The 20,137-nt window shown below is 54.9% G+C and carries 16 protein-coding genes; 13 read left to right on the plus strand and 3 right to left on the minus strand.

The annotated features are described in order from the left end of the window. Positions 1-11 precede the first annotated feature (11 nt). Positions 12-2,294, minus strand: coding sequence for a hybrid sensor histidine kinase/response regulator (locus tag AC0XWG_RS05215; RefSeq protein WP_128348314.1), 2,283 nt, complete (start codon positions 2,292-2,294; stop codon positions 12-14). Between the two features lie 125 nt (positions 2,295-2,419). On the opposite strand from AC0XWG_RS05215, the gene AC0XWG_RS05220 reads away from it, so the two are divergent. The 6 genes from AC0XWG_RS05220 to AC0XWG_RS05245 are packed head-to-tail and all read left to right on the plus strand — an operon-like array spanning position 2,420 to position 8,515. After that, positions 2,420-3,940 carry a sugar ABC transporter ATP-binding protein gene (locus AC0XWG_RS05220; protein WP_475680437.1) on the plus strand — a complete coding sequence of 507 codons (1,521 nt, stop codon included), beginning with the start codon at positions 2,420-2,422 and terminating at the stop codon, positions 3,938-3,940. Then, complete coding sequence (locus AC0XWG_RS05225; RefSeq protein WP_049007722.1) at positions 3,937-4,932, plus strand: ABC transporter permease subunit; 996 nt, start codon at positions 3,937-3,939, stop codon at positions 4,930-4,932. Before AC0XWG_RS05220 ends, AC0XWG_RS05225 begins: the two co-directional genes overlap by 4 nt. A gap of 30 nt (positions 4,933-4,962) precedes the next feature. Next, on the plus strand, positions 4,963-5,904 hold the full coding sequence (locus AC0XWG_RS05230) for an ABC transporter substrate-binding protein (protein WP_049007723.1): 942 nt from the start codon (positions 4,963-4,965) through the stop codon (positions 5,902-5,904). 49 nt (positions 5,905-5,953) lie between these two features. Then, positions 5,954-6,640: a D-lyxose/D-mannose isomerase gene (locus AC0XWG_RS05235; protein ID WP_108089419.1), complete on the plus strand. Its 687-nt coding sequence runs from the start codon at positions 5,954-5,956 to the stop codon at positions 6,638-6,640. 10 nt (positions 6,641-6,650) lie between these two features. Next, entirely contained in the window at positions 6,651-7,511 is an 861-nt protein-coding gene (locus AC0XWG_RS05240) for a ketose 1,6-bisphosphate aldolase (RefSeq protein WP_128348316.1), read from the plus strand. Beyond that, a complete protein-coding gene (locus tag AC0XWG_RS05245; RefSeq protein WP_028017911.1) occupies positions 7,511-8,515 on the plus strand; it encodes a carbohydrate kinase family protein in 1,005 nt (334 codons plus the stop codon). The genes AC0XWG_RS05240 and AC0XWG_RS05245 overlap by 1 nt, the downstream gene beginning before the upstream one ends. On the opposite strand, the gene AC0XWG_RS05250 is transcribed toward AC0XWG_RS05245, so the two are convergent. Continuing rightward, complete coding sequence (locus AC0XWG_RS05250; protein ID WP_028017912.1) at positions 8,512-9,243, minus strand: response regulator; 732 nt, start codon at positions 9,241-9,243, stop codon at positions 8,512-8,514. The two genes, AC0XWG_RS05245 and AC0XWG_RS05250, sit on opposite strands and share 4 nt — an antisense overlap. 256 nt (positions 9,244-9,499) lie before the next feature. On the opposite strand from AC0XWG_RS05250, the gene fdhF reads away from it, so the two are divergent. The 4 genes from fdhF (at position 9,500) to AC0XWG_RS05270 (ending at position 14,363) form a co-directional block, all read left to right on the plus strand. Continuing rightward, entirely contained in the window at positions 9,500-11,647 is a 2,148-nt protein-coding gene (gene fdhF, locus AC0XWG_RS05255) for a formate dehydrogenase subunit alpha (RefSeq protein ID WP_080351377.1), read from the plus strand. Between the two features lie 297 nt (positions 11,648-11,944). After that, positions 11,945-13,314 (plus strand): IS3-like element ISKpn8 family transposase gene (locus tag AC0XWG_RS05260; RefSeq protein WP_085949440.1). Its coding sequence is split into 2 segments (ribosomal slippage): positions 11,945-12,425 and positions 12,425-13,314, totalling 1,371 coding nucleotides; the frame shifts between segments, so codons are not numbered across the junction. 100 nt (positions 13,315-13,414) lie between these two features. Then, positions 13,415-13,567 (plus strand): Hok/Gef family protein, encoded by a 153-nt coding sequence (locus AC0XWG_RS05265; protein ID WP_028017915.1) that lies wholly within the window; start codon positions 13,415-13,417, stop codon positions 13,565-13,567. Between the two features lie 121 nt (positions 13,568-13,688). After that, positions 13,689-14,363, plus strand: coding sequence for a tetratricopeptide repeat protein (locus AC0XWG_RS05270; protein WP_028017916.1), 675 nt, complete (start codon positions 13,689-13,691; stop codon positions 14,361-14,363). Positions 14,364-14,400: 37 nt separating this feature from the next. Here AC0XWG_RS05270 and gltP read toward each other — a convergent pair whose 3' ends face one another. Further along, complete coding sequence (gltP, locus tag AC0XWG_RS05275) at positions 14,401-15,714, minus strand: glutamate/aspartate:proton symporter GltP (RefSeq protein WP_014830305.1); 1,314 nt, start codon at positions 15,712-15,714, stop codon at positions 14,401-14,403. Between the two features lie 423 nt (positions 15,715-16,137). Between gltP and acs the strand changes: the two genes are divergently transcribed. From acs to actP, 3 genes are all read left to right on the plus strand, one after another. Further along, positions 16,138-18,096 (plus strand): acetate--CoA ligase, encoded by a 1,959-nt coding sequence (gene acs, locus AC0XWG_RS05280; RefSeq protein ID WP_028017917.1) that lies wholly within the window; start codon positions 16,138-16,140, stop codon positions 18,094-18,096. A 78-nt stretch (positions 18,097-18,174) separates the two neighbouring features. After that, positions 18,175-18,489 carry a DUF485 domain-containing protein gene (locus tag AC0XWG_RS05285; RefSeq protein ID WP_128348319.1) on the plus strand — a complete coding sequence of 105 codons (315 nt, stop codon included), beginning with the start codon at positions 18,175-18,177 and terminating at the stop codon, positions 18,487-18,489. Further along, positions 18,486-20,135: a cation/acetate symporter ActP gene (actP, locus tag AC0XWG_RS05290; RefSeq protein ID WP_028017919.1), complete on the plus strand. Its 1,650-nt coding sequence runs from the start codon at positions 18,486-18,488 to the stop codon at positions 20,133-20,135. Before AC0XWG_RS05285 ends, actP begins: the two co-directional genes overlap by 4 nt. Positions 20,136-20,137 lie beyond the last annotated feature (2 nt).

The following is a 20,137-nucleotide window of genomic DNA, read 5'->3' on the forward strand; positions in this document are numbered from 1 at the left end:
GCGGAGGAATCTCAAATTGCCATCACCTTCCGCAGCGCCTGCGCCAGCTGCACCCGCGTAAATGGCTTGCGCAGTAACGCCACGTCCGGCAGCTGTGGATTGTGCGCCGGACGTAAATCCTGGCCGCTAATCAGCAACACCGGCAACTGAGGGAAGTGGCTGCGCACATGGCCGATCACTTCGGCACCGCTCAGGTTGCCTGGCAGCATTAAGTCGCTGATAAGCATGCCAATATCTGGTGAAACTTCCAGCATTCTCAACGCCTGCTCACCGTTCTCCGCCTCCAGCGTCAGATAGCCAAGCTGGTGCAGCTGCTCGCACAGGGTCTGACGAACATCCGCCTCATCTTCCAGCACCAGCACCAGCCGCTCGCTATCACTGGCGGCGGTGGCAGAGAGCACTTCATCCTCAGACATAACGGGCAGCATCGAGCGCGGGAGGTGAAGCCGAACGGTCGTCCCCTGCCCCGGCGCGCTTTCAATCTCCACGCGACCACCTGACTGGCGGACAAAGCCGTAGACCATCGACAGACCTAACCCACTCCCGCTTCCGGTCTGCTTGGTGGTGAAGAACGGTTCAAAGACCCTGGATTTCACCTCCTGCGACATACCGCTGCCGCGGTCAATCACCTCCAGCGCCACCATATCCTGCCTGCGCCCGTCGCTACGGGTGACGCGCTGATTCCAGGTACGGATCTTAATCACCCCGCTTTGCCCTTCCATCGCATCTCGGGCATTCATCACCAGATTGATGATGGCGTTCTCCAGCTGGCTGACGTCTATCCATGCGGGCCAGGCGGGGGATTGCGCTTCAATCTCCAGCGTCAGGGTCGCAGGCAAGGAGTGGAGCATGAGTTCCCTGAGGTTTTCCAGCAGCGGTTTCATCTCGACCGCGTGCGGCGTCAGGGATTGCTTACGGGAAAACGCCAGCAGGCGCTGAGTGAGGAGTGCACCGCGTTCGGCAGCCTTCAGTGCCCGGGTGATACGCGGCGCATCTTTTGATTCCGGATCGGTAAGCTCAAGACTGCCGATGATCACCGCCAGCAGGTTATTAAAATCATGCGCCAGCCCACCCGTCAGTTGTCCAACGGCTTTCATCTTCTGGCTGTGCAGCAGTGCCTCTTCCAGCCCCTGACGCTCAATGCGGTCGATCTCCATCTGCGTGGTTTTCTCTTTCAGCAGACGCGTGGTGTGCTCAAGTGAGGCGGTGTTGCGGGCAAAAACGTTAAACGCACGCGCCAGCTCACCCAGCTCATCACGCCGTTGCAGCGCAGGGACAGAAACATCCTGTTCGCCATGGGCGAGACGCGACATCGCCCGGGAAATGGCCGTCAGGTTTGAGGCCAGATTGCGATAGATATACCAGCAGGCGCATCCGGTGATGATCAGCGCCAGCACGGCGAAAATGCTGATAAATACGCTGATAGATTGCAATTCGTGATGGCTCTGGGCCGTGCGAAGCCGGGAAGCTTGCGCCACCTGTTCGACGTACTGATTAATATCACTGTTGAGGATCGCTACCAGCGCCTTGATGTGGAACATATACCAGCTTATCGCCAGATCGCTTTCTTCCAGTTGCTTCGACAGCGGCGCGAGCTTACGCAGTTCGTCGTTAAAATCGGGCAGGACACCATTCACCACCGGCTGCGCCGCACTCCGTGGCAGCGTTGCCGTCACCGCATCCAGCTGCTGCACCGTGGCGCGCGGCGAGGGGGTGTCGATAGCGGCGATAATCAGCCTGTCCATCTCCATTAGCTGCTGTGCATCCGGGACATTGCTGTCGTAACGACGATTGATATCCTGCAAATGCCGTAAGTAGCTCTGACTCTGATACAGCGAGCTCAGCAGCGCATTACGTTCCAGATGGCGTCGCTGCCCGCGTTCAAGCATCTCCGTCACGCTCTGCTGTAATTCATTGCTTCTCTGAATAATTCGCGCCACCAGCGCCGGCTCCTGCTGCGCCAGTGGCGCATCAGCAAGCTGTTCCAGCGAGTGACGCAGTGCCATTTGCGTCTGCTTCAACCGGTCAGCTTCGCCTTTATATTCCAGCGCCCCTACGACTTGCGAAAGCCTAACCGCCGCCGTTGCCACGCTGGCGGTATCCCGTGCGAGATTCATACTGCCGGTCATGTCATCCAGCGTTTGCTGTTGAACCTGCTCCTGGATCTGGCTGGCGTGACGGAAGCCGAGCACCGCCACACCGCTGACCATGAGCGTCACGGCGACCACCAGCAGATTGAAAATCAGCAGGCGACCACGGGCGCTGGCAAAAAACGGGGGGCGGTGTGATGACATGTTAGCTCCGTAACTGTGATCGACATTAGCTATTCATAACTATGACAAATATGAACGGCTTCTGACATTTTGCATTTACGCACCTGTGATGAAGTGCAGATATCGACATTCACAGGAGATCCGCCATGAGCAGAACCCCGGTATTAGAGATGCGTCACATTGCCAAGACGTTTGGCAATTTCCACGCGCTCAAGGGTGTGGATTTGACGGTCTTCCCCGGTGAGATCCACGCGCTGATGGGTGAAAACGGCGCGGGAAAAAGCACGCTGATGAAGATCCTCGCGGGAGCCTATACCGCCACCAGCGGTGAGATCCTGATCGACGGTCAGCCGTTTCACATCAAGGGGCCAAAAGATGCGCTGGCCGCAGGCATTACCCTGATTTATCAGGAGATGCAGCTGGCGCCCAATCTGAGCGTTGCCGAAAACATCTTCCTCGGCAGCGAGCTGTCTCGGGGCGGGCTAGTACAGCGTAAAGAGATGGCTGCCCAGGCGCAGGCAGTGATTGAGCGCCTTGGCGCACATTTTAACGCCACCGACCTGGTGATGAAGCTGACCATTGCCGAGCAGCAGCAGGTGGAAATAGCCCGCGCACTGCACCGCAACAGCCGCATTCTGGTGATGGATGAACCCACCGCGGCCCTCTCCTCACGAGAAACCCATCGCCTGTTTGAGCTGATTTTGCGCCTGCGCGATGAAGGAATGGCCATCATCTATATCAGCCATCGGATGGCGGAAGTGTACGAACTTTCAGACCGCGTCAGCGTTCTGCGTGACGGGCAGTACGTCGGCAGCCTGACCCGCGACAAACTGAACGCCTCTGAGCTGGTGAAGATGATGGTCGGTCGCCCCTTAAGCGATCTGTTTAACAAAGAACGGGATATTCCACTCGGCAGCCCGCGTCTCAACGTTCACCACCTCACCGACGGTAAAAAAGTACAGCCTTGCAGCCTGCAGGTACGTTCAGGGGAGATTGTCGGTCTGGCAGGCCTGGTGGGGGCTGGCCGCTCCGAGCTGGCGCAACTGATCTTCGGCGCGCGCAAAGCCACAGGCGGCATGATTGAAGTTGATGGCGAGCCGGTAGTGATCCACTCCCCGCGTGCGGCAATTGAAAACGGGATCGGTTTTCTCACTGAAAACCGCAAGGAACAGGGGTTGTTCCTGGAGCTGGCGGCGCAGGAGAACATCACCATGGCCACGCTGGAGCGCGACGCAACCTTCGGCATGCTTAACCGCAAAAAAGCACAGTCCATTTCCGATGACGCCATCGCCCTGCTTAACATCCGCGTGCCCCATTCTCAGGTGCGCGCAGGTGGGCTATCAGGCGGTAACCAGCAAAAACTGCTGATCTCCCGCTGGGTAGCAATCGGCCCGCGCATTCTGATTCTGGACGAACCAACACGCGGCGTGGACGTCGGCGCGAAAAGCGAGATCTACCGCATCATGAACCAGATGGCGCGCAAGGGCGTGGCGATTTTGATGATCTCCAGCGAACTGCCGGAAGTGGTGGGCATGAGTGACCGGGTGTACGTCATGCGTGAAGGCAGCATTGCGGGTGAACTCCACGGGCATGACATCTCTCAGGAAAACATTATGACGCTGGCAACCGGCGTGAACGACACTCATCATCAGGCGGTGCAATCATGACAACTCCTACCCATCCGCAGCAGGTGGCGAAATCCGCCTCCGCCAAAAAAATGCTGATGAGCGATCTGATGCAAACGGTCGGTATTTTGCCGATTTTAATCCTGATTGTGGCGGTATTTGGTTTTATCGCCCCTAACTTCTTCACCGAGAGCAATCTGCTCAACATTACCCGTCAGGCCTCAATCAACATCGTGCTGGCGGCAGGGATGACATTCATCATCTTAACCGGCGGTATTGACCTCTCCGTAGGCTCGATTCTGGGTACCACGGCGGTAGCGGCGATGGTGGTCTCGCTTATCCCTGAATTTGCGATGCTCTCCATTCCGGCCGCGCTGATGCTCGGCATGGTGCTGGGCCTGTTCAACGGTGCGCTGGTGGCCTTTGCCGGGTTGCCGCCCTTTATCGTCACGCTCGGGACCTATACCGCGCTGCGCGGCGCGGCCTATCTTCTGGCCGACGGCACAACGGTCATTAACTCAAACATCAATTTTGAGTGGATCGGTAATAACTATCTCGGCCCCATTCCCTGGCTGGTGGTGATCGCCCTGGCAGTGATTGCGGTGTGCTGGTTTATCCTGCGCCGCACCACGCTTGGGGTTCACATCTATGCGGTCGGCGGCAACATGCAGGCGGCACGACTGACCGGTATTAAAGTCTGGATGGTGCTGCTGTTTGTATACGGCATGAGCGGTCTGCTCTCTGGCCTCGGCGGGATCATGAGCGCATCGCGACTTTACAGCGCCAACGGCAATCTGGGCATGGGTTACGAGCTGGATGCAATCGCAGCAGTGATCCTCGGTGGTACCAGCTTTGTCGGCGGGATCGGCACGATCACCGGCACGCTGGTAGGTGCGCTGATCATCGCCACCCTCAACAACGGCATGACGCTAATGGGCGTCTCCTACTTCTGGCAACTGGTGATCAAAGGGGCGGTGATCATCATTGCGGTGCTGATCGACAAATACCGTACCCGACACCATCAAAGTGCATAACAACAATACCCTACAAGCGAGGAAGAAAAGATGCGTTTGAAACCGTTAGTGACCGCGCTCTGTGCTGGCGCACTGCTTGCCGCAACGCCGTTTGCGCAGGCGAAAGATTTGAAGTCCATCGGTGTGACGGTGGGTGACCTGGCTAACCCGTTCTTCGTGCAGATCACCAAAGGTGCCGAGCTGGAAGCGCGCAAACTGGCGGGGGATAACGTTAAAGTCACGCTGGTCTCCAGCGGTTACGATCTGGGTCAGCAGGTGGCGCAGATCGACAACTTTATTGCCGCTAAAGTGGACATGATCATCCTTAACGCGGCGGACTCCAAAGGTATCGGCCCGGCGGTAAAACGCGCGAAGGACGCCGGGATCGTGGTGGTCGCGGTTGACGTGGCAGCGGAAGGGGCAGATGCCACCATCACCTCCGATAACACCCAGGCAGGCGAAATGGCCTGTAAGTACATAACCGACCGCCTGAAAGGTAAAGGCAATGTGGTGATCATCAACGGGCCACCGGTGTCAGCGGTACAGAACCGCGTGGAAGGTTGTCAGACAGAATTCAAAAAACATCCGGATATCAAGGTGCTCTCAGATAACCAGAACGCCAAAGGCAGCCGTGAGGGTGGGCTGGAAGTGATGACCTCCTTACTGGCCGCCAATCCGAAGATCGACGGCGTGTTCGCGATTAACGATCCCACCGCGATCGGTGCCGATCTGGCAGCCAAACAGGCACAACGCAGCGAGTTCTTTATCGTTGGCGTGGATGGTAGCCCGGACGGTGAAGAAGCGCTGAAGCGGGAAAACTCCCTGTTTGTGGCGACCCCAGCGCAAGATCCGCAGGTGATGGCGGCAAAAGCGGTGGAGATCGGCTATGACATATTACAGGGCAAGCCTGCACCGAAAGCGCCTGTGCTGATCCCGGTGACGATGATCGATAAAAAGAATGTCGGAACCTATAAGGGATGGACGGTTAAGTAACCCTTTCCCCTCTCCCACCGGGAGAGGGGACTGTTTTCAAGGAGTCCCCATGAAACGCTCCGACATCAACGAAATCCTCGGCCACACGCGGCAGTTTTTCTCCATGCACGATGTGCACCTCCCCCCTTTTGCCAGCTTTCCGCCAACAAAATGGCAGCAGCTTGACCAGGCCGCATGGCAGGAAGTGTTCGACCTCAGGCTCGGCTGGGACGTGACGGCATTCGGTGGCAACAATTTTGCCGCCCAGGGCCTGACGCTGTTTACTCTGCGCAATGGCTCCCCCAACGGGGTACCGTATGAAAAATGCTACGCAGAAAAAATCATGCACGTGCGAGACGGCCAGGTCACGCCGATGCATTTCCACTGGCGCAAGCGGGAAGACATCATCAACCGGGGCGGCGGAAATCTGATCATAGAGTTGTGGAATGCCGGAGGGCATGAAGAGACCGAAAATACCGATGTGACGGTCAGCGTCGACGGCTGTCGACAGACCCACGCGCCCGGTAGCCAGTTGCGCCTCACACCAGGGGAAAGCATCTGTCTCACGCCCGGCCTGTACCACAGTTTCTGGGGCGAACGCGGGTTTGGCGACGTTCTGGTGGGCGAAGTGTCATCCGTGAACGATGACGAACACGATAACCATTTTCTGCAGCCCATCGCGCGCTACAACAGTATTGAAGAAGACGAACCGGCGGTACTGGTGTTGTGCAACGAGTACAGCCTGTTTCGGATTTAAGGAGTGAATGATGCCATTGATTTCTCTTGCCAACGGTCTTGAGCACGCCAGAGAGCACCGCTACGCACTGGGTGCGTTTAACGTACTCGACTCCCATTTCCTGCGTGCGTTATTTGCCGCCGCCAGGCAGGAACGATCGCCGTTTATCATCAACATCGCCGAAGTGCATTTTAAGTATGTGTCGCTGGATTCGCTTGTCGAAGCGGTTAAGTTCGAGGCCGCTCGCCACGATATTCCCGTGGTCCTCAACCTCGACCACGGTCTGCACTTCGAGGCAGTGGTGCGCGCCCTGCGTTTAGGGTTCAGTTCGGTGATGTTCGATGGTTCCACGTTGAGTTACGAGGAAAACATTCGCCAGACGCGGGAAGTCGTGAAGATGTGCCACGCGGTGGGTGTGTCGGTGGAGGCTGAGTTGGGCGCGGTTGGCGGTGACGAAGGCGGCGCGTTGTATGGGCATGCGGATGAAGCCTTTTATACTGATCCGCAACTGGCACGTGAATTTGTCGATCTGACGGGTATTGATGCCCTGGCCGTCGCCATTGGTAATGCGCACGGCAAATACAAAGGCGAGCCGAAACTCGACTTCCCACGCCTGGATGCGATTCGCCAGCAGACGGGTCTGCCGCTGGTGCTGCACGGAGGCTCCGGGATTAGCGATGCCGATTTTCGTCGCGCCATCGAACTGGGCATTCATAAAATCAATTTCTACACCGGGATGTCGCAAGCGGCTCTGTCCGCCGTTGAGCAGCGTATGGCAAAACGCCAGCCACTTTATGACGAGTTTGCCGAACTGTTGCTGGGTATAGAAGAGGCGATTTCCGATACGGTCGCAGAACAGATGCGCATCTTTGGCAGCGCGGGGCAGGCATAATGGAACGCAAAGGGATTATCGCTGCGGGCAATATGCTGGTGGATCACGTCCACCAGATCGTGCAGTGGCCAGAACGCGGCTGGCTGGCAGAAATTACCCACAGCGAACGTTCCACCGGCGGCGCGCCGCTCAACGTCCTTCTGACGCTGGCGAAAATGCACGTTGGCCTGCCGCTGCAGGCCGTGGGACTGATTGGTGAAGATAGCGACGGGGACTACATTCTGGCAATGCTCGACCAGTACCACGTCAACCGTCAGCGCGTACAGCGCACCACCTTTGCACCGACCTCCATGTCGCAGGTCATGACCGATCCCAGCGGACAGCGCACCTTTTTCCACTCGCCAGGGGCAAACCGTCTGCTGGATCTTCCCGCCTTCGATCGTTTAGACGGATCGATGAAGATCTTCCATCTCGGTTATTTGCTGTTGCTCGACAGCCTGGATATGCCCGATGACGAGTTTGGCACCCGTAGCGCGCGGCTGCTGGCGCAAATGCGCGAGCAGGGGTATGAAACGTCGCTCGATCTGGTGTCCCGCAAGGGCGACCCGCGCTACCAGCCACTGGTGCTCCCTGCCCTTCGCCATCTCGATTATCTGGTGATTAACGAGCTGGAAGCCGGAGAGTTTAGCGGGCTGGAGATGCGTGACGAGCATGATGCACTGCACATTACCCATATTGCCCAGGCCGCTTCTCAACTGCTGGCATCTGGCGTTCGTCAGCGCGTGGTGATCCACTGCCCGGAAGGCGCATGGGGTGAAGCGCCGGGTGAGCAAGGCCGCTGGATCCCGTCATGGTTGCTGGAACAGGAACAGATCATCGGCAGCGTTGGCGCGGGAGATGCCTTTTGTGCGGGCTTTTTATACGGCTGCCATGAATCGTTGTCGCTAACGGACAGTATTTATCTGGCACACGCCTGCGCGCGGGCAAGCCTGCTGGCCGCCAATGCGATTGACGGCGCGAAAACGCTGGCCGAGTTGCAGCTGTTTATTAAAGAGAATACCTAGGCCGCTTTTTCGCTGTGAGAGACGTCGGTGGCAAAAACGTAGCCCAGTCCACGGATGGTTTTAATGAGTGCAGGCTGGTGCGGATTGGCCTCGATTTTCCGTCGCAGGCGCATGATTAACACATCAATAGTGCGGTCAAAGACCTCGGCGCTTTCGCTGTGGGTCAACTCAAGCAATTGATCACGGCTCAGTACCCGGCGAGCATTTTGCGTAAGTGCCAGCAGCAAGCCGTACTCGCCCTGCGTTAAGGGCACGGTGTTACGGTTAGGATCGCTCAGTTCACAGCGCGCGGTATCCAGCGTCCAGCCGTTAAAGGTAATCCCCTCTACACTCGGCACGGGAACGTCTGCGGCCAGCACGCCCGTTCGACGCAGCACGGCTTTAACGCGGGCGACCACAACACGCGGGTTAAACGGCTTGCCAATATAATCGTCGGCCCCCATCTCCAGCCCCACCACCACGTCTGACTCACTGCCCAGCCCGGTTAACATGACCACCGGTAGCGCCGGACGCTGCTTTTGCAGCTGCAGCAAAACCTGCAGACCGTTGATATCCGGCAGCATCATATCCAGCAGAACCAGGGCAATATTCGGCTCCTGATGAACACGGTTCAGGGCATCCTGGCCGTTATGGCAGACCAGCACACTAAAGACGTGCTCACTCAGCACATCCTGAAGCAGTTCGCAGACTGCAATATCGTCATCAACCACCAGAATCGCCGGTTTCATCGCATGCTTCCGTCAGGGGATTATTTTAAGTCTGAACCATTCTGCCGTCGGCTCCAGTCAAATAGTTTTTTCAGTCACGAAAATTCAACCCATGTCACATCCGCTGCCCTGTCGACACGTCAATTTTGACGATTGGCTGCTTTTCGTCAGGGTTTTCACTGCAAATGGGCCGTAAAGTCTGGGTATACCCATATAAAAAACATGGCATAGAAGCTGCATAGTGGGTGCGAAAGATTCGATTAACTGGAGCAGACTGATGAAAAAAGTCGTCACGGTTTGCCCTTATTGTGCCTCAGGTTGCAAAATTCACCTGGTGGTCGATAACGGCAAAATCGTCCGGGCGGAGGCCGCGCAGGGGAAAACCAATCAGGGCACGCTGTGCCTGAAAGGTTACTACGGCTGGGATTTTATTAACGATACTCAAATCCTCACCCCGCGCCTGAAAACCCCTATGATCCGCCGCGAGCGCGGTGGCAAGCTGGAAGCCGTCTCCTGGAATGAGGCGCTGGATTACGTCGCCTCACGCCTGAGTGCCATTAAGGCCAAATACGGCCCTGATGCCATTCAGACCACCGGTTCCTCACGTGGGACGGGAAATGAAACGAACTATGTAATGCAGAAATTCGCGCGCGCCGTTATTGGTACCAATAACGTCGACTGCTGCGCTCGCGTCTGACACGGCCCATCGGTTGCAGGTCTGCACCAGTCGGTCGGTAACGGCGCAATGAGTAATGCGATCAACGAGATAGATAATACCGATCTCGTGTTTATTTTCGGCTATAACCCTGCGGATTCTCACCCTATCGTCGCGAACCATGTTATTCGCGCCAAACAGAATGGGGCGAAGATCATCGTCTGCGATCCGCGCAAAATTGAAACCGCGCGCATTGCCGATATGCACATTGCATTGAAAAACGGTTCGAACATCGCGCTGTTGAACGCAATGGGGCACGTCATTATTGAGGAGAACCTGTACGACCAGGCGTTTGTCGCCACCCGTACGGAAGGCTTTGACGAGTACCGGAAAATTGTCGAAGGCTATACGCCAGAGTCGGTAGAAGCGATAACCGGCGTTAGCGCGCAGGAGATCCGCCAGGCGGCACGGATGTATGCCGGGGCGAAAACCGCCGCGATCCTGTGGGGCATGGGCGTGACCCAGTTCTACCAGGGGGTGGAAACCGTGCGTTCTCTGACCAGCCTCGCCATGCTGACGGGGAATCTGGGTAAGGCGCACGTTGGCGTCAACCCGGTACGTGGTCAGAATAACGTGCAGGGCGCGTGTGATATGGGTGCACTGCCGGATACTTATCCGGGCTATCAGTACGTGAAATTCCCGGAGAACCGCGCCAAGTTCGCGAAGGCCTGGGGGGTGGAAAGTCTGCCGGAACACACCGGGTATCGCATCAGCGAGCTGCCGCACCGCGCGGCGCACGGCGAAGTGCGTGCGGCCTACATCATGGGCGAAGATCCGCTCCAGACCGACGCCGAGCTGTCTGCGGTGCGCAAAGGGTTTGAGGACCTGGAGCTGGTGATTGTCCAGGATATCTTTATGACCAAAACCGCGGCAGCGGCGGATGTGATTCTACCGTCAACGTCCTGGGGTGAGCATGAAGGTGTCTATACGGCAGCAGACCGTGGCTTCCAGCGCTTCTTTAAAGCGGTAGAGCCGAAGTGGGATCTGAAAACGGACTGGCAGATCATCAGCGAAATCGCCACACGCATGGGCTACCCAATGCACTACAACAACACTCAGGAGATCTGGGACGAGCTGCGTCATCTGTGCCCGGATTTCTTTGGTGCCACTTACGAAAAAATGGGTGAACTGGGGTATATCCAGTGGCCGTGCCGGGATGAGTCAGAGGCTGATCAGGGCACGTCGTATCTCTTCAAAGAGAAATTCGACACCCCGAACGGACTGGCACAATTCTTCACGTGTGACTGGGTCGCCCCTATCGACAAACTCACCGATGAGTATCCGATGGTGCTTTCCACCGTGCGTGAAGTTGGCCACTACTCCTGTCGTTCCATGACGGGCAACTGTGCCGCGCTGGCGGCACTGGCGGATGAACCAGGCTATGCGCAGATCAACACCGCCGACGCTGACCGTCTCGGTATTGAGGATGAAGCGCTGGTGTGGGTGAACTCTCGTAAAGGCCGAATCATTACTCGTGCGCAGGTCAGCGACCGTCCTAACAAAGGTGCGGTCTATATGACCTACCAGTGGTGGATTGGTGCCTGTAACGAGCTGGTGACGGAGAACTTAAGCCCGATAACTAAAACGCCGGAGTATAAATACTGCGCCGTCAACGTGGAGCCAATTGCGGATCAGCACGCTGCGGAACAGTATGTCATCGACGAATATAACAAGCTGAAAGCCCGACTGCGCGAAAGCGCAATGGGTTGAAGCTGTTAATTCATCAGTGAATAAAGGGAGTGAGATATTCACTCCCTTTTTATTTCCGCTTAAAGCATTCGAAATATCAATTATTATTCTGGAAAGCCGCTCGCAGAAATAATGTAATTTACGCAAACAAGAATTACATCTTTGCATTTTAATTCAGAGGGATAAGATGTGCGGCGGGTGCTTAAGACTTTCTGTCTTGAGCATTGTTGAGGGACAGAAAGTGGAAAGCCCCGGGAAATCGTCATTTACCTGTACTGCACCCATTTTGTTGGACGATGAAATGGAATAGTCCCTGATATGTCAAAGCCAAAATACCCCTTCGAAAAGCGCCTTGAAGTCGTGAATCACTACTTCACAACTGATGATGGTTACAGGATCATCTCTGCACGTTTTGGTGTGCCTCGAACACAGGTCAGGACGTGGGTTGCCCTCTATGAAAAACATGGAGAAAAAGGTTTAATTCCCAAACCTAAAGGCGTTAGTGCTGATCCAGAGTTGCGCATTAAGGTCGTGAAAGCCGTGACCGAGCAGCAGATGTCCCTCAATCAGGCTGCTGCTCACTTTATGCTTGCTGGTAGTGGTTCTGTAGCCAAGTGGCTGAAAGTCTATGAGGAGCACGGAGAAGCTGGTTTACGCGCACTCAAGATCGGCACCAAAAGAAACATTACAATGTCAGTTGATCCAGAAAAAGCGGCGTTAGCATTGGAGCTGTCGAAAGACCGACGTATTGAGGATCTTGAAAGACAAGTTCGATTCCTTGAAATGCGGCTTACGTATCTAAAAAAGCTGAAAGCCTTAGCTCATCCCGCGAAAAAGTGAAAGTACTCAACGAGCTAAGGCAGTTTTACCCTCTTGATGAGCTTCTCAAGGCAGCGGAGATACCGCGCAGTACGTTTTATTACCATCTAAAGGCTCTCAGCAAGCCTGATAAGTATGCGGATGTTAAAAAGCGTATTGGTGAGATTTATCACGAGAATAAAGGTCGTTACGGATACCGTAGGGTAACGTTGTCTCTCCATCGAGACGGGGAACGGATTAACCATAAAGCCGTTCAGCGCCTGATGGGAACCCTCTCGCTTAAGGCAGCGATTAAGGTCAAGCGATACAGCTCCTACAGAGGAGAGGTAGGGCAAACCGCCCCCAATGTTCTCCAAAGGGATTTCAAGGCTACACGGCCAAACGAGAAGTGGGTTACCGACGTTACTGAATTTGCAGTCAATGGGCGAAAGCTGTATTTGTCTCCAGTAATAGATCTCTTCAACAACGAAGTTATTTCTTACAGCCTGTCGGAAAGACCTGTGATGAACATGGTCGAGAATATGCTCGATCAGGCATTCAAAAAGCTTAAGCCTCACGAGCATCCTATTCTGCACTCTGACCAGGGATGGCAGTATCGTATGAGAAGGTATCAAAACATCCTTAAAGAACAAGGCATTACACAGAGCATGTCCAGAAAAGGCAATTGTCTGGATAATGCAGTCGTGGAATGTTTCTTTGGAACCTTAAAGTCGGAGTGTTTTTATCTTGACGAGTTCAGTAATATAAGCGAACTGAAGGATGCTGTTACGGAATATATTGACTACTACAACAGCAGAAGAATTAGCCTGAAATTAAAAGGTCTGAGTCCAATTGAATATCGAACCCAGACCTATGTGCCTCGTGTTTAACTGTCCAACTTTTTGGGGTCAGTACAACCCGAGGCTACCCCTCAACCCCCAACAGGTTGAGAGTAGCCTCTTATTCTAGTTTTCACAAGGAGTAAAAGGCATGACGCCATTAAAAACTGCGTTAGGCATTGTCTTTATTATTTGCCTGACGATAGTGATATTTACCTTTATTAATCGCGGTAAGTTATGCGAACTCACAATAAAGAGTGAACATCAGGAGGTGGCGGCGAAATTAGCCTGCAACGCAGGCTAACCTCTTCGGGCGGAGCGACGGTTCCGCCCGGCTTGTCGGATGCTGAGGTCTTAATGCACCCATTTTTTTCTTCTGTCACCGCGATTATACTGCGCGGCATGTACCAAGATGATAAGAATCCATGAAACACATTTTCCTGTTGTTGTTAGTTTTTACGTCGCTTGCCCGTGCCGATGAGATTGGCAGCCAGTATAAAAAGCAAGCTGAAGCGGGTGATGCCCGCGCCCAGTATTATCTTGCCGATACGTACTTCAGCTCTGGCGACAGCAAACAGGCGGCGCTGTGGGCAGAGAAAGCGGCAAAAGGGGGCGACGTTGATGCGATGGCGCTGCTGTCACAAATCCAGTTTACGCAGGGCGATTACGCGCAGGCTAAAGCGCTGGCGCAGCAGGCGAACATTGCGGGCAGTAAACGGGGTGCGATCATGCTGGCACGCGTGCTGGTCAATACCCAGGCAGGCAAAACCGACTATCCACAGGCCATCAAACTGCTGCAAACGGCAACCGAAGATATCGACAATGACTCGGCGGTAGATGCGCAACTGCTGCTGGGTTTGATTTATGCCAACGGTGTAGAAGTGGCTCAGGACGATGTTCAGGCGGCATCATGGTTTAAACGCAGTTCAGCACTTTCACGTACGGGCTACGCCGAGTACTGGGCTGGAATGTTGTTCAGACAGGGTGAGAAAGGCTTTATCATCCCCAATAAACAGAAAGCGCTGTACTGGTTGAACCTGAGTTGTACTGAAGGGTTTGATACGGGATGCGAAGAGTTTGACGCGTTGAGCGGGGAGTAAACATTGCCGGGTGGCGCAGGCCACCCGGCTTTTTACATTATTGGTCAGCCGTCTTATCAAAACGACCCAGCACCTCGCGTTCATACGCCAGCGCTTTTTTACGGTCGAATTTGTGTTCCCACTTGGCAATCACCAGCACCGCCAGCGCATTACCCACCACATTCAGCGCCGTACGCGCCATGTCGAGGATACGGTCAACACCGGCGATGAATGCCAGGCCTTCCAGCGGGATCCCGACGCTACCCAGCGTTGCCAGCAGCACCACGAACGAAACGCCCGGTACGCCTGCGATACCTTTTGAAGTCACCATCAGGGTCAGCACCAGCACGATTTCCTGCCACAGCGACAGGTCAATCCCGTACAGCTGAGCGATGAAGATCGCCGCAATACTCTGATACAGCGTAGAGCCATCCAGGTTAAAGGAGTAGCCGGTTGGCACCACGAAGCTGGTGATCGACGCCGGTGCGCCGTAGGCTTCCATCTTCTCAATAATACGCGGCAGCACGCTCTCAGAGCTTGCCGTGGAGTAGGCCAGAATCAGCTCATCTTTCAGGATACGAATCAGGATCCAGATGCTCAGCCCGCACAGACGCGCCACGATGCCCAGCACCACCAGCGCAAAGAACAGGATGGCGAAGTGCACCAGAATCACCAGCTTCGCCAGCGGCCACAGGGAGGCGAAACCGAAATTCGCTACGGTCACAGCAATAAGTGCAAACACCCCAACCGGCGCATAGCGCATCACCATGTGAGTCACTTTGAACATGGTTTCAGAGATTGAGCGGAACACCGTCACCAATGGTTCACGGTGTGTCGCAGGCAGGGAAGAGAGACCCAGACCAAACAGCACCGAGAAGAAGATGATAGGCAGCATCTCACCCTTCGCCATAGACGCCACGATGTTGGTCGGAACCAGCGACAGGATTGTGCCCATCAGGCCATGCGCATGGCTCTGCACATCAGCAGTTGTGCTTTGGTATTTCGAAATATCCACCGTCGCGAGTTGCGACATATCAATCCCGGAGCCTGGCTGGAACACATTCGCCATCGTAATGCCCAGGATAATGGCAATCGTCGTGATCACTTCGAAATAGATAATGGTTTTCGCCCCGATACGGCCTAACTGTTTCGCATCGCCGACGCCCGCAATACCGACCACCAGCGTCGAAATCACAATCGGTACCACAATCATCTTGATCAGATGAATAAAGATATCACCTGCTGGCGAGAGCAGGTTCGCAATCAGCCATTCGCGACTGTCACTGTGATAATGGAGGTAACTGCCCAGCAAGATGCCCAGCACAAGGGCTAGCAAAATTTGCCAGGCCAGGCTGACTTTAACGTTTTTCATAGAAACTGACTTCCTCAATGAAGCTCCCTGATCACTCAAACTGCATGAATATGGAGCCATACTGAAAGGGTATGAATTGTGTTGCGTTGGTTTATGGGATTTTTTAACGCGGCGTATGAGTATCATTTGCACGGTATGTTGCGCAAGCCTTAAAGAACGATGCGTTTCACTACAAAAAGTTGCTATGACGCGAGTTTGTGACAATCCCGATAAATAACCTTTTGTTATAAAAACGCTTTTTTATGTTAATTTGTGAATAATCGGCTCGCTAAATTATTTTTCTTCAAAGTTTCATTCGCTCATTTTTCATACTATTCAAACAATGCGTGATCTGCCGCCCAAATAATAAACAAAGCTTGTAAAGCCCCTACAATTAACGTTTTTGCGACATATTATTAACATCTTACAAGGAGAAAAAAAGCCATGAGCCAAATACACAAACATGACATTCCCGCAAACATTGCGGACCGTTGCCTGATCACCCCGGAGCAGTACCACGAGAAATATCAGCAATCTATCAACAGCCCGGACATCTTCTGGGGTGAACAGGGTCATATCCTTGACTGGATCAAACCTTATCAGAAGGTGAAAAACACCTCCTTTGCGCCAGGCAACGTCTCCATAAAATGGTATGAAGATGGCACGCTGAACCTGGCGGCGAACTGCCTTGACCGTCACCTTGCCGAGCGCGGGAACGAGACGGCAATCATCTGGGAAGGCGATGATGCCTCACAGAGCAAACACATTACGTACAAAGAACTGCACCGCGACGTGTGCCGTTTCGCCAACGTCCTGCTGGAAAAGGGCATTAAAAAAGGCGATGTCGTGGCTATTTATATGCCGATGGTACCCGAAGCGGCGGTTGCCATGCTGGCATGCGCGCGCATCGGTGCGATCCACTCCGTCATCTTCGGCGGCTTCTCGCCAGAAGCGGTTGCCGGTCGTATTGTCGATTCAAATTCTAAACTGGTGATCACCGCCGATGAAGGCGTGCGCGCTGGTCGCAGTATTCCGCTGAAGAAAAACGTCGACGAAGCGTTGAAAAACCCGAACGTGAAAAGCGTCAGCAACGTTGTGGTGCTCAAGCGTACCGGCGGTAAGATCGACTGGAAAGAAGGTCGCGACCTGTGGTGGAGCGATTTGATTGAAAAAGCGAGCGACCAGCATCAGCCGCAAGAGATGAATGCGGAAGATCCGCTGTTCATCCTTTACACCTCCGGTTCGACCGGCAAGCCGAAAGGTGTGCTGCACACCACTGGCGGCTATCTGGTCTATGCGGCCACCACTTTCAAATACGTCTTCGACTATCACCCGGGTGACATTTACTGGTGTACTGCTGATGTGGGTTGGGTCACCGGACACAGCTACCTGTTGTACGGCCCACTGGCCTGCGGTGCCACTACGCTGATGTTTGAAGGTGTACCAAACTGGCCGACGCCAGCGCGTATGTGTCAGGTGGTCGACAAACACAAGGTCAACATTCTCTATACTGCGCCAACGGCGATCCGTGCGCTGATGGCAGAAGGCGATAAAGCCATCGAAGGTACTGACCGCTCTTCCCTGCGTATTCTTGGTTCTGTGGGTGAGCCTATCAACCCGGAAGCCTGGGAGTGGTACTGGAAGAAGATCGGTAACGAGAAATGCCCGGTGATGGACACCTGGTGGCAGACCGAGACCGGCGGCTTTATGATCACCCCAATGCCGGGTGCGACCCAACTGAAAGCGGGTTCTGCAACGAACCCATTCTTCGGTGTACAGCCTGCACTGGTGGATAACGAAGGTCATCCGCTTGAAGGGGCAACCGAAGGCAACCTGGTGATCACTGACTCCTGGCCAGGTCAGGCGCGCACGTTATTCGGCGATCACGAACGCTTCGAGCAGACCTATTTCTCCACCTTTAAAAACATGTATTTCAGTGGCGATGGCGCGCGTCGCGATGAAGATGGTTACTACTGGATAACCGGGCGCGTGGACGATGTGCTGAACGTCTCCGGCCACCGTCTGGGCACCGCCGAGATTGAATCTGCACTGGTGTCTCATCCGAAGATTGCTGAAGCCGCCGTGGTAGGTATCCCGCATAACATCAAAGGCCAGGCGATTTACGCCTATGTCACCCTGAACCACGGTGAAGAGCCGTCGCCAGAGCTGTATGCCGAAGTGCGCAACTGGGTACGTAAAGAGATTGGCCCGCTTGCCACACCGGATGTTCTGCACTGGACCGACTCGCTGCCGAAAACCCGTTCAGGCAAAATTATGCGCCGTATTCTGCGCAAAATCGCGGCCGGGGACACCAGCAATCTCGGTGATACCTCAACGCTCGCGGATCCTGGCGTGGTGGACAAACTGCTCGAAGAGAAGCAGGCCATCGCAATGCCTTCGTAACCCCCTCACCCTAACCCTCTCCCGCAAGGGAGAGGGAACAATAAAACCTCCCCTACCAATACTTCTGGAGACTCTGTGATGAATAACGATATTTGTCAGCAGATAGAGAATAGTGCGCACTACAGGGAGCTCGTCGATAAACGGCAACGGTTTGCCTTCTTCCTTTCCATCATCATGCTGATTATCTACGTCGGCTTTATTCTGCTTATCGCCTTTGCCCCACACTGGCTCGGCACCCCGCTACACGAGGGGACCAGCGTCACGCGCGGGATCCCCATTGGCATTGGCGTGATTGTGATTTCATTTGTGCTGACAGGCGTGTACGTCTGGCGCGCGAACGGTGAATTCGATCGTCTTAATAAAGCGGTACTGCAAGAGGTAAAAGCATCATGAAGCGAGTCCTGACGGCGCTAGCCGCCACACTTCCCATTGCCGCCCACGCGGCGGATGCCATTACCGGTGAGGTACAGCGCCAGCCAACCAACTGGCAGGCGATTGTGATGTTCCTGATTTTCGTCCTGCTGACGCTGTACATCACGTACTGGGCGTCGAAACGCGTGCGCTCCCGTAACGATTACTACACAGCGGGCGGCAACATTACCGGTTTCCAGAATGGGCTGGCAATTGCCGGCGACTTTATGTCTGCGGCCTCGTTCCTCGGGATCTCCGCGCTGGTGTATACCTCCGGCTATGACGGCCTGATCTACTCGCTCGGCTTCCTGGTCGGCTGGCCAATCATTCTGTTCCTGATCGCTGAACGCCTGCGTAACCTGGGACGCTACACCTTTGCAGACGTTGCATCTTATCGCCTGAAACAGGGGCCGATTCGCACCCTCTCAGCCTGTGGCTCGCTGGTGGTGGTTGCGCTGTACCTGATTGCGCAGATGGTCGGCGCGGGTAAGTTGATCGAACTCCTGTTCGGCCTGAACTACCACGTCGCAGTGGTGCTGGTTGGCGTCCTGATGGTGATGTACGTCCTGTTCGGCGGCATGCTGGCAACGACCTGGGTGCAGATCATCAAAGCCGTACTGCTGCTGTTCGGCGCCAGCTTTATGGCCTTCATGGTGATGAAACACGTTGGGTTCAGCTTCAATAACCTGTTTACCGAAGCGATGGCGGTCCACCCGAAAGGTGAAGCCATCATGAGCCCGGGCGGTCTGGTGAAAGACCCGATTTCAGCCCTTTCGCTCGGTCTGGGTCTGATGTTCGGTACTGCAGGGTTGCCGCACATCCTGATGCGTTTCTTCACCGTGAGCGATGCACGCGAAGCACGTAAGAGCGTTTTCTACGCCACCGGTTTCATGGGTTACTTCTATATCCTGACCTTTATCATCGGCTTTGGTGCCATCATGCTGGTGGGGGCAAACCCGGTGTTTAAAGATGCGGCAGGTGCGCTGATTGGTGGTAACAACATGGCGGCGGTGCATCTGGCCGACGCGGTGGGCGGTAATCTGTTCCTCGGCTTTATCTCCGCCGTGGCCTTCGCCACCATTCTTGCGGTGGTTGCAGGCTTAACGCTGGCAGGTGCATCTGCAGTGTCACACGACCTCTACGCCAACGTCTTCCGTAAAGGCGCGAGCGAACGTGATGAGCTGAAGGTTTCCAAGATCACCGTGCTGGTGCTGGGTGTGGTCGCTATTCTGCTGGGTATTCTCTTTGAGAAGCAGAACATCGCCTTTATGGTGGGGCTGGCCTTTTCGATCGCGGCAAGCTGCAATTTCCCTATCATCCTGCTCTCCATGTACTGGTCAAAACTGACCACCCGTGGGGCGATGATTGGTGGTTGGCTGGGACTGCTGACGGCGGTGATCCTGATGATTCTGGGCCCAACCATTTGGGTGCAGATACTCGGTCACGAGAAAGCTATCTTCCCGTATGAATACCCGGCGCTGTTCTCTATTGCCGTGGCGTTTATCGGTATCTGGTTCTTCTCGGCCACCGACAATTCGCCGGAGGGTAACCTGGAACGCGAGAAATTCCGCGCCCAGTTTATTCGTTCGCAAACCGGTCTTGGCGTTGAGCAGGGTCGCGCGCACTAAGC

The sequence above is a fragment of the Enterobacter sp. DVT3837 genome (assembly GCF_056238685.1).

Excerpts from the sequence above, each read along its gene's own strand:
- actP (WP_028017919.1), top strand. The coding sequence starts at position 18,486 with ATGAAGCGAGTCCTGACGGCGCTAGCCGCCACACTTCCCATTGCCGCC.
- AC0XWG_RS05265 (WP_028017915.1), top strand. The coding sequence starts at position 13,415 with ATGACGCCATTAAAAACTGCGTTAGGCATTGTCTTTATTATTTGCCTG.
- AC0XWG_RS05245 (WP_028017911.1), top strand. The coding sequence starts at position 7,511 with ATGGAACGCAAAGGGATTATCGCTGCGGGCAATATGCTGGTGGATCAC.
- AC0XWG_RS05235 (WP_108089419.1), top strand. The coding sequence starts at position 5,954 with ATGAAACGCTCCGACATCAACGAAATCCTCGGCCACACGCGGCAGTTT.
- AC0XWG_RS05230 (WP_049007723.1), top strand. The coding sequence starts at position 4,963 with ATGCGTTTGAAACCGTTAGTGACCGCGCTCTGTGCTGGCGCACTGCTT.
- AC0XWG_RS05250 (WP_028017912.1), bottom strand. The coding sequence starts at position 9,243 with ATGAAACCGGCGATTCTGGTGGTTGATGACGATATTGCAGTCTGCGAA.
- gltP (WP_014830305.1), bottom strand. The coding sequence starts at position 15,714 with ATGAAAAACGTTAAAGTCAGCCTGGCCTGGCAAATTTTGCTAGCCCTT.
- AC0XWG_RS05220 (WP_475680437.1), top strand. The coding sequence starts at position 2,420 with ATGAGCAGAACCCCGGTATTAGAGATGCGTCACATTGCCAAGACGTTT.
- AC0XWG_RS05240 (WP_128348316.1), top strand. The coding sequence starts at position 6,651 with ATGCCATTGATTTCTCTTGCCAACGGTCTTGAGCACGCCAGAGAGCAC.
- AC0XWG_RS05285 (WP_128348319.1), top strand. The coding sequence starts at position 18,175 with ATGAATAACGATATTTGTCAGCAGATAGAGAATAGTGCGCACTACAGG.
- acs (WP_028017917.1), top strand. The coding sequence starts at position 16,138 with ATGAGCCAAATACACAAACATGACATTCCCGCAAACATTGCGGACCGT.
- AC0XWG_RS05215 (WP_128348314.1), bottom strand. The coding sequence starts at position 2,294 with ATGTCATCACACCGCCCCCCGTTTTTTGCCAGCGCCCGTGGTCGCCTG.
- AC0XWG_RS05225 (WP_049007722.1), top strand. The coding sequence starts at position 3,937 with ATGACAACTCCTACCCATCCGCAGCAGGTGGCGAAATCCGCCTCCGCC.
- AC0XWG_RS05270 (WP_028017916.1), top strand. The coding sequence starts at position 13,689 with ATGAAACACATTTTCCTGTTGTTGTTAGTTTTTACGTCGCTTGCCCGT.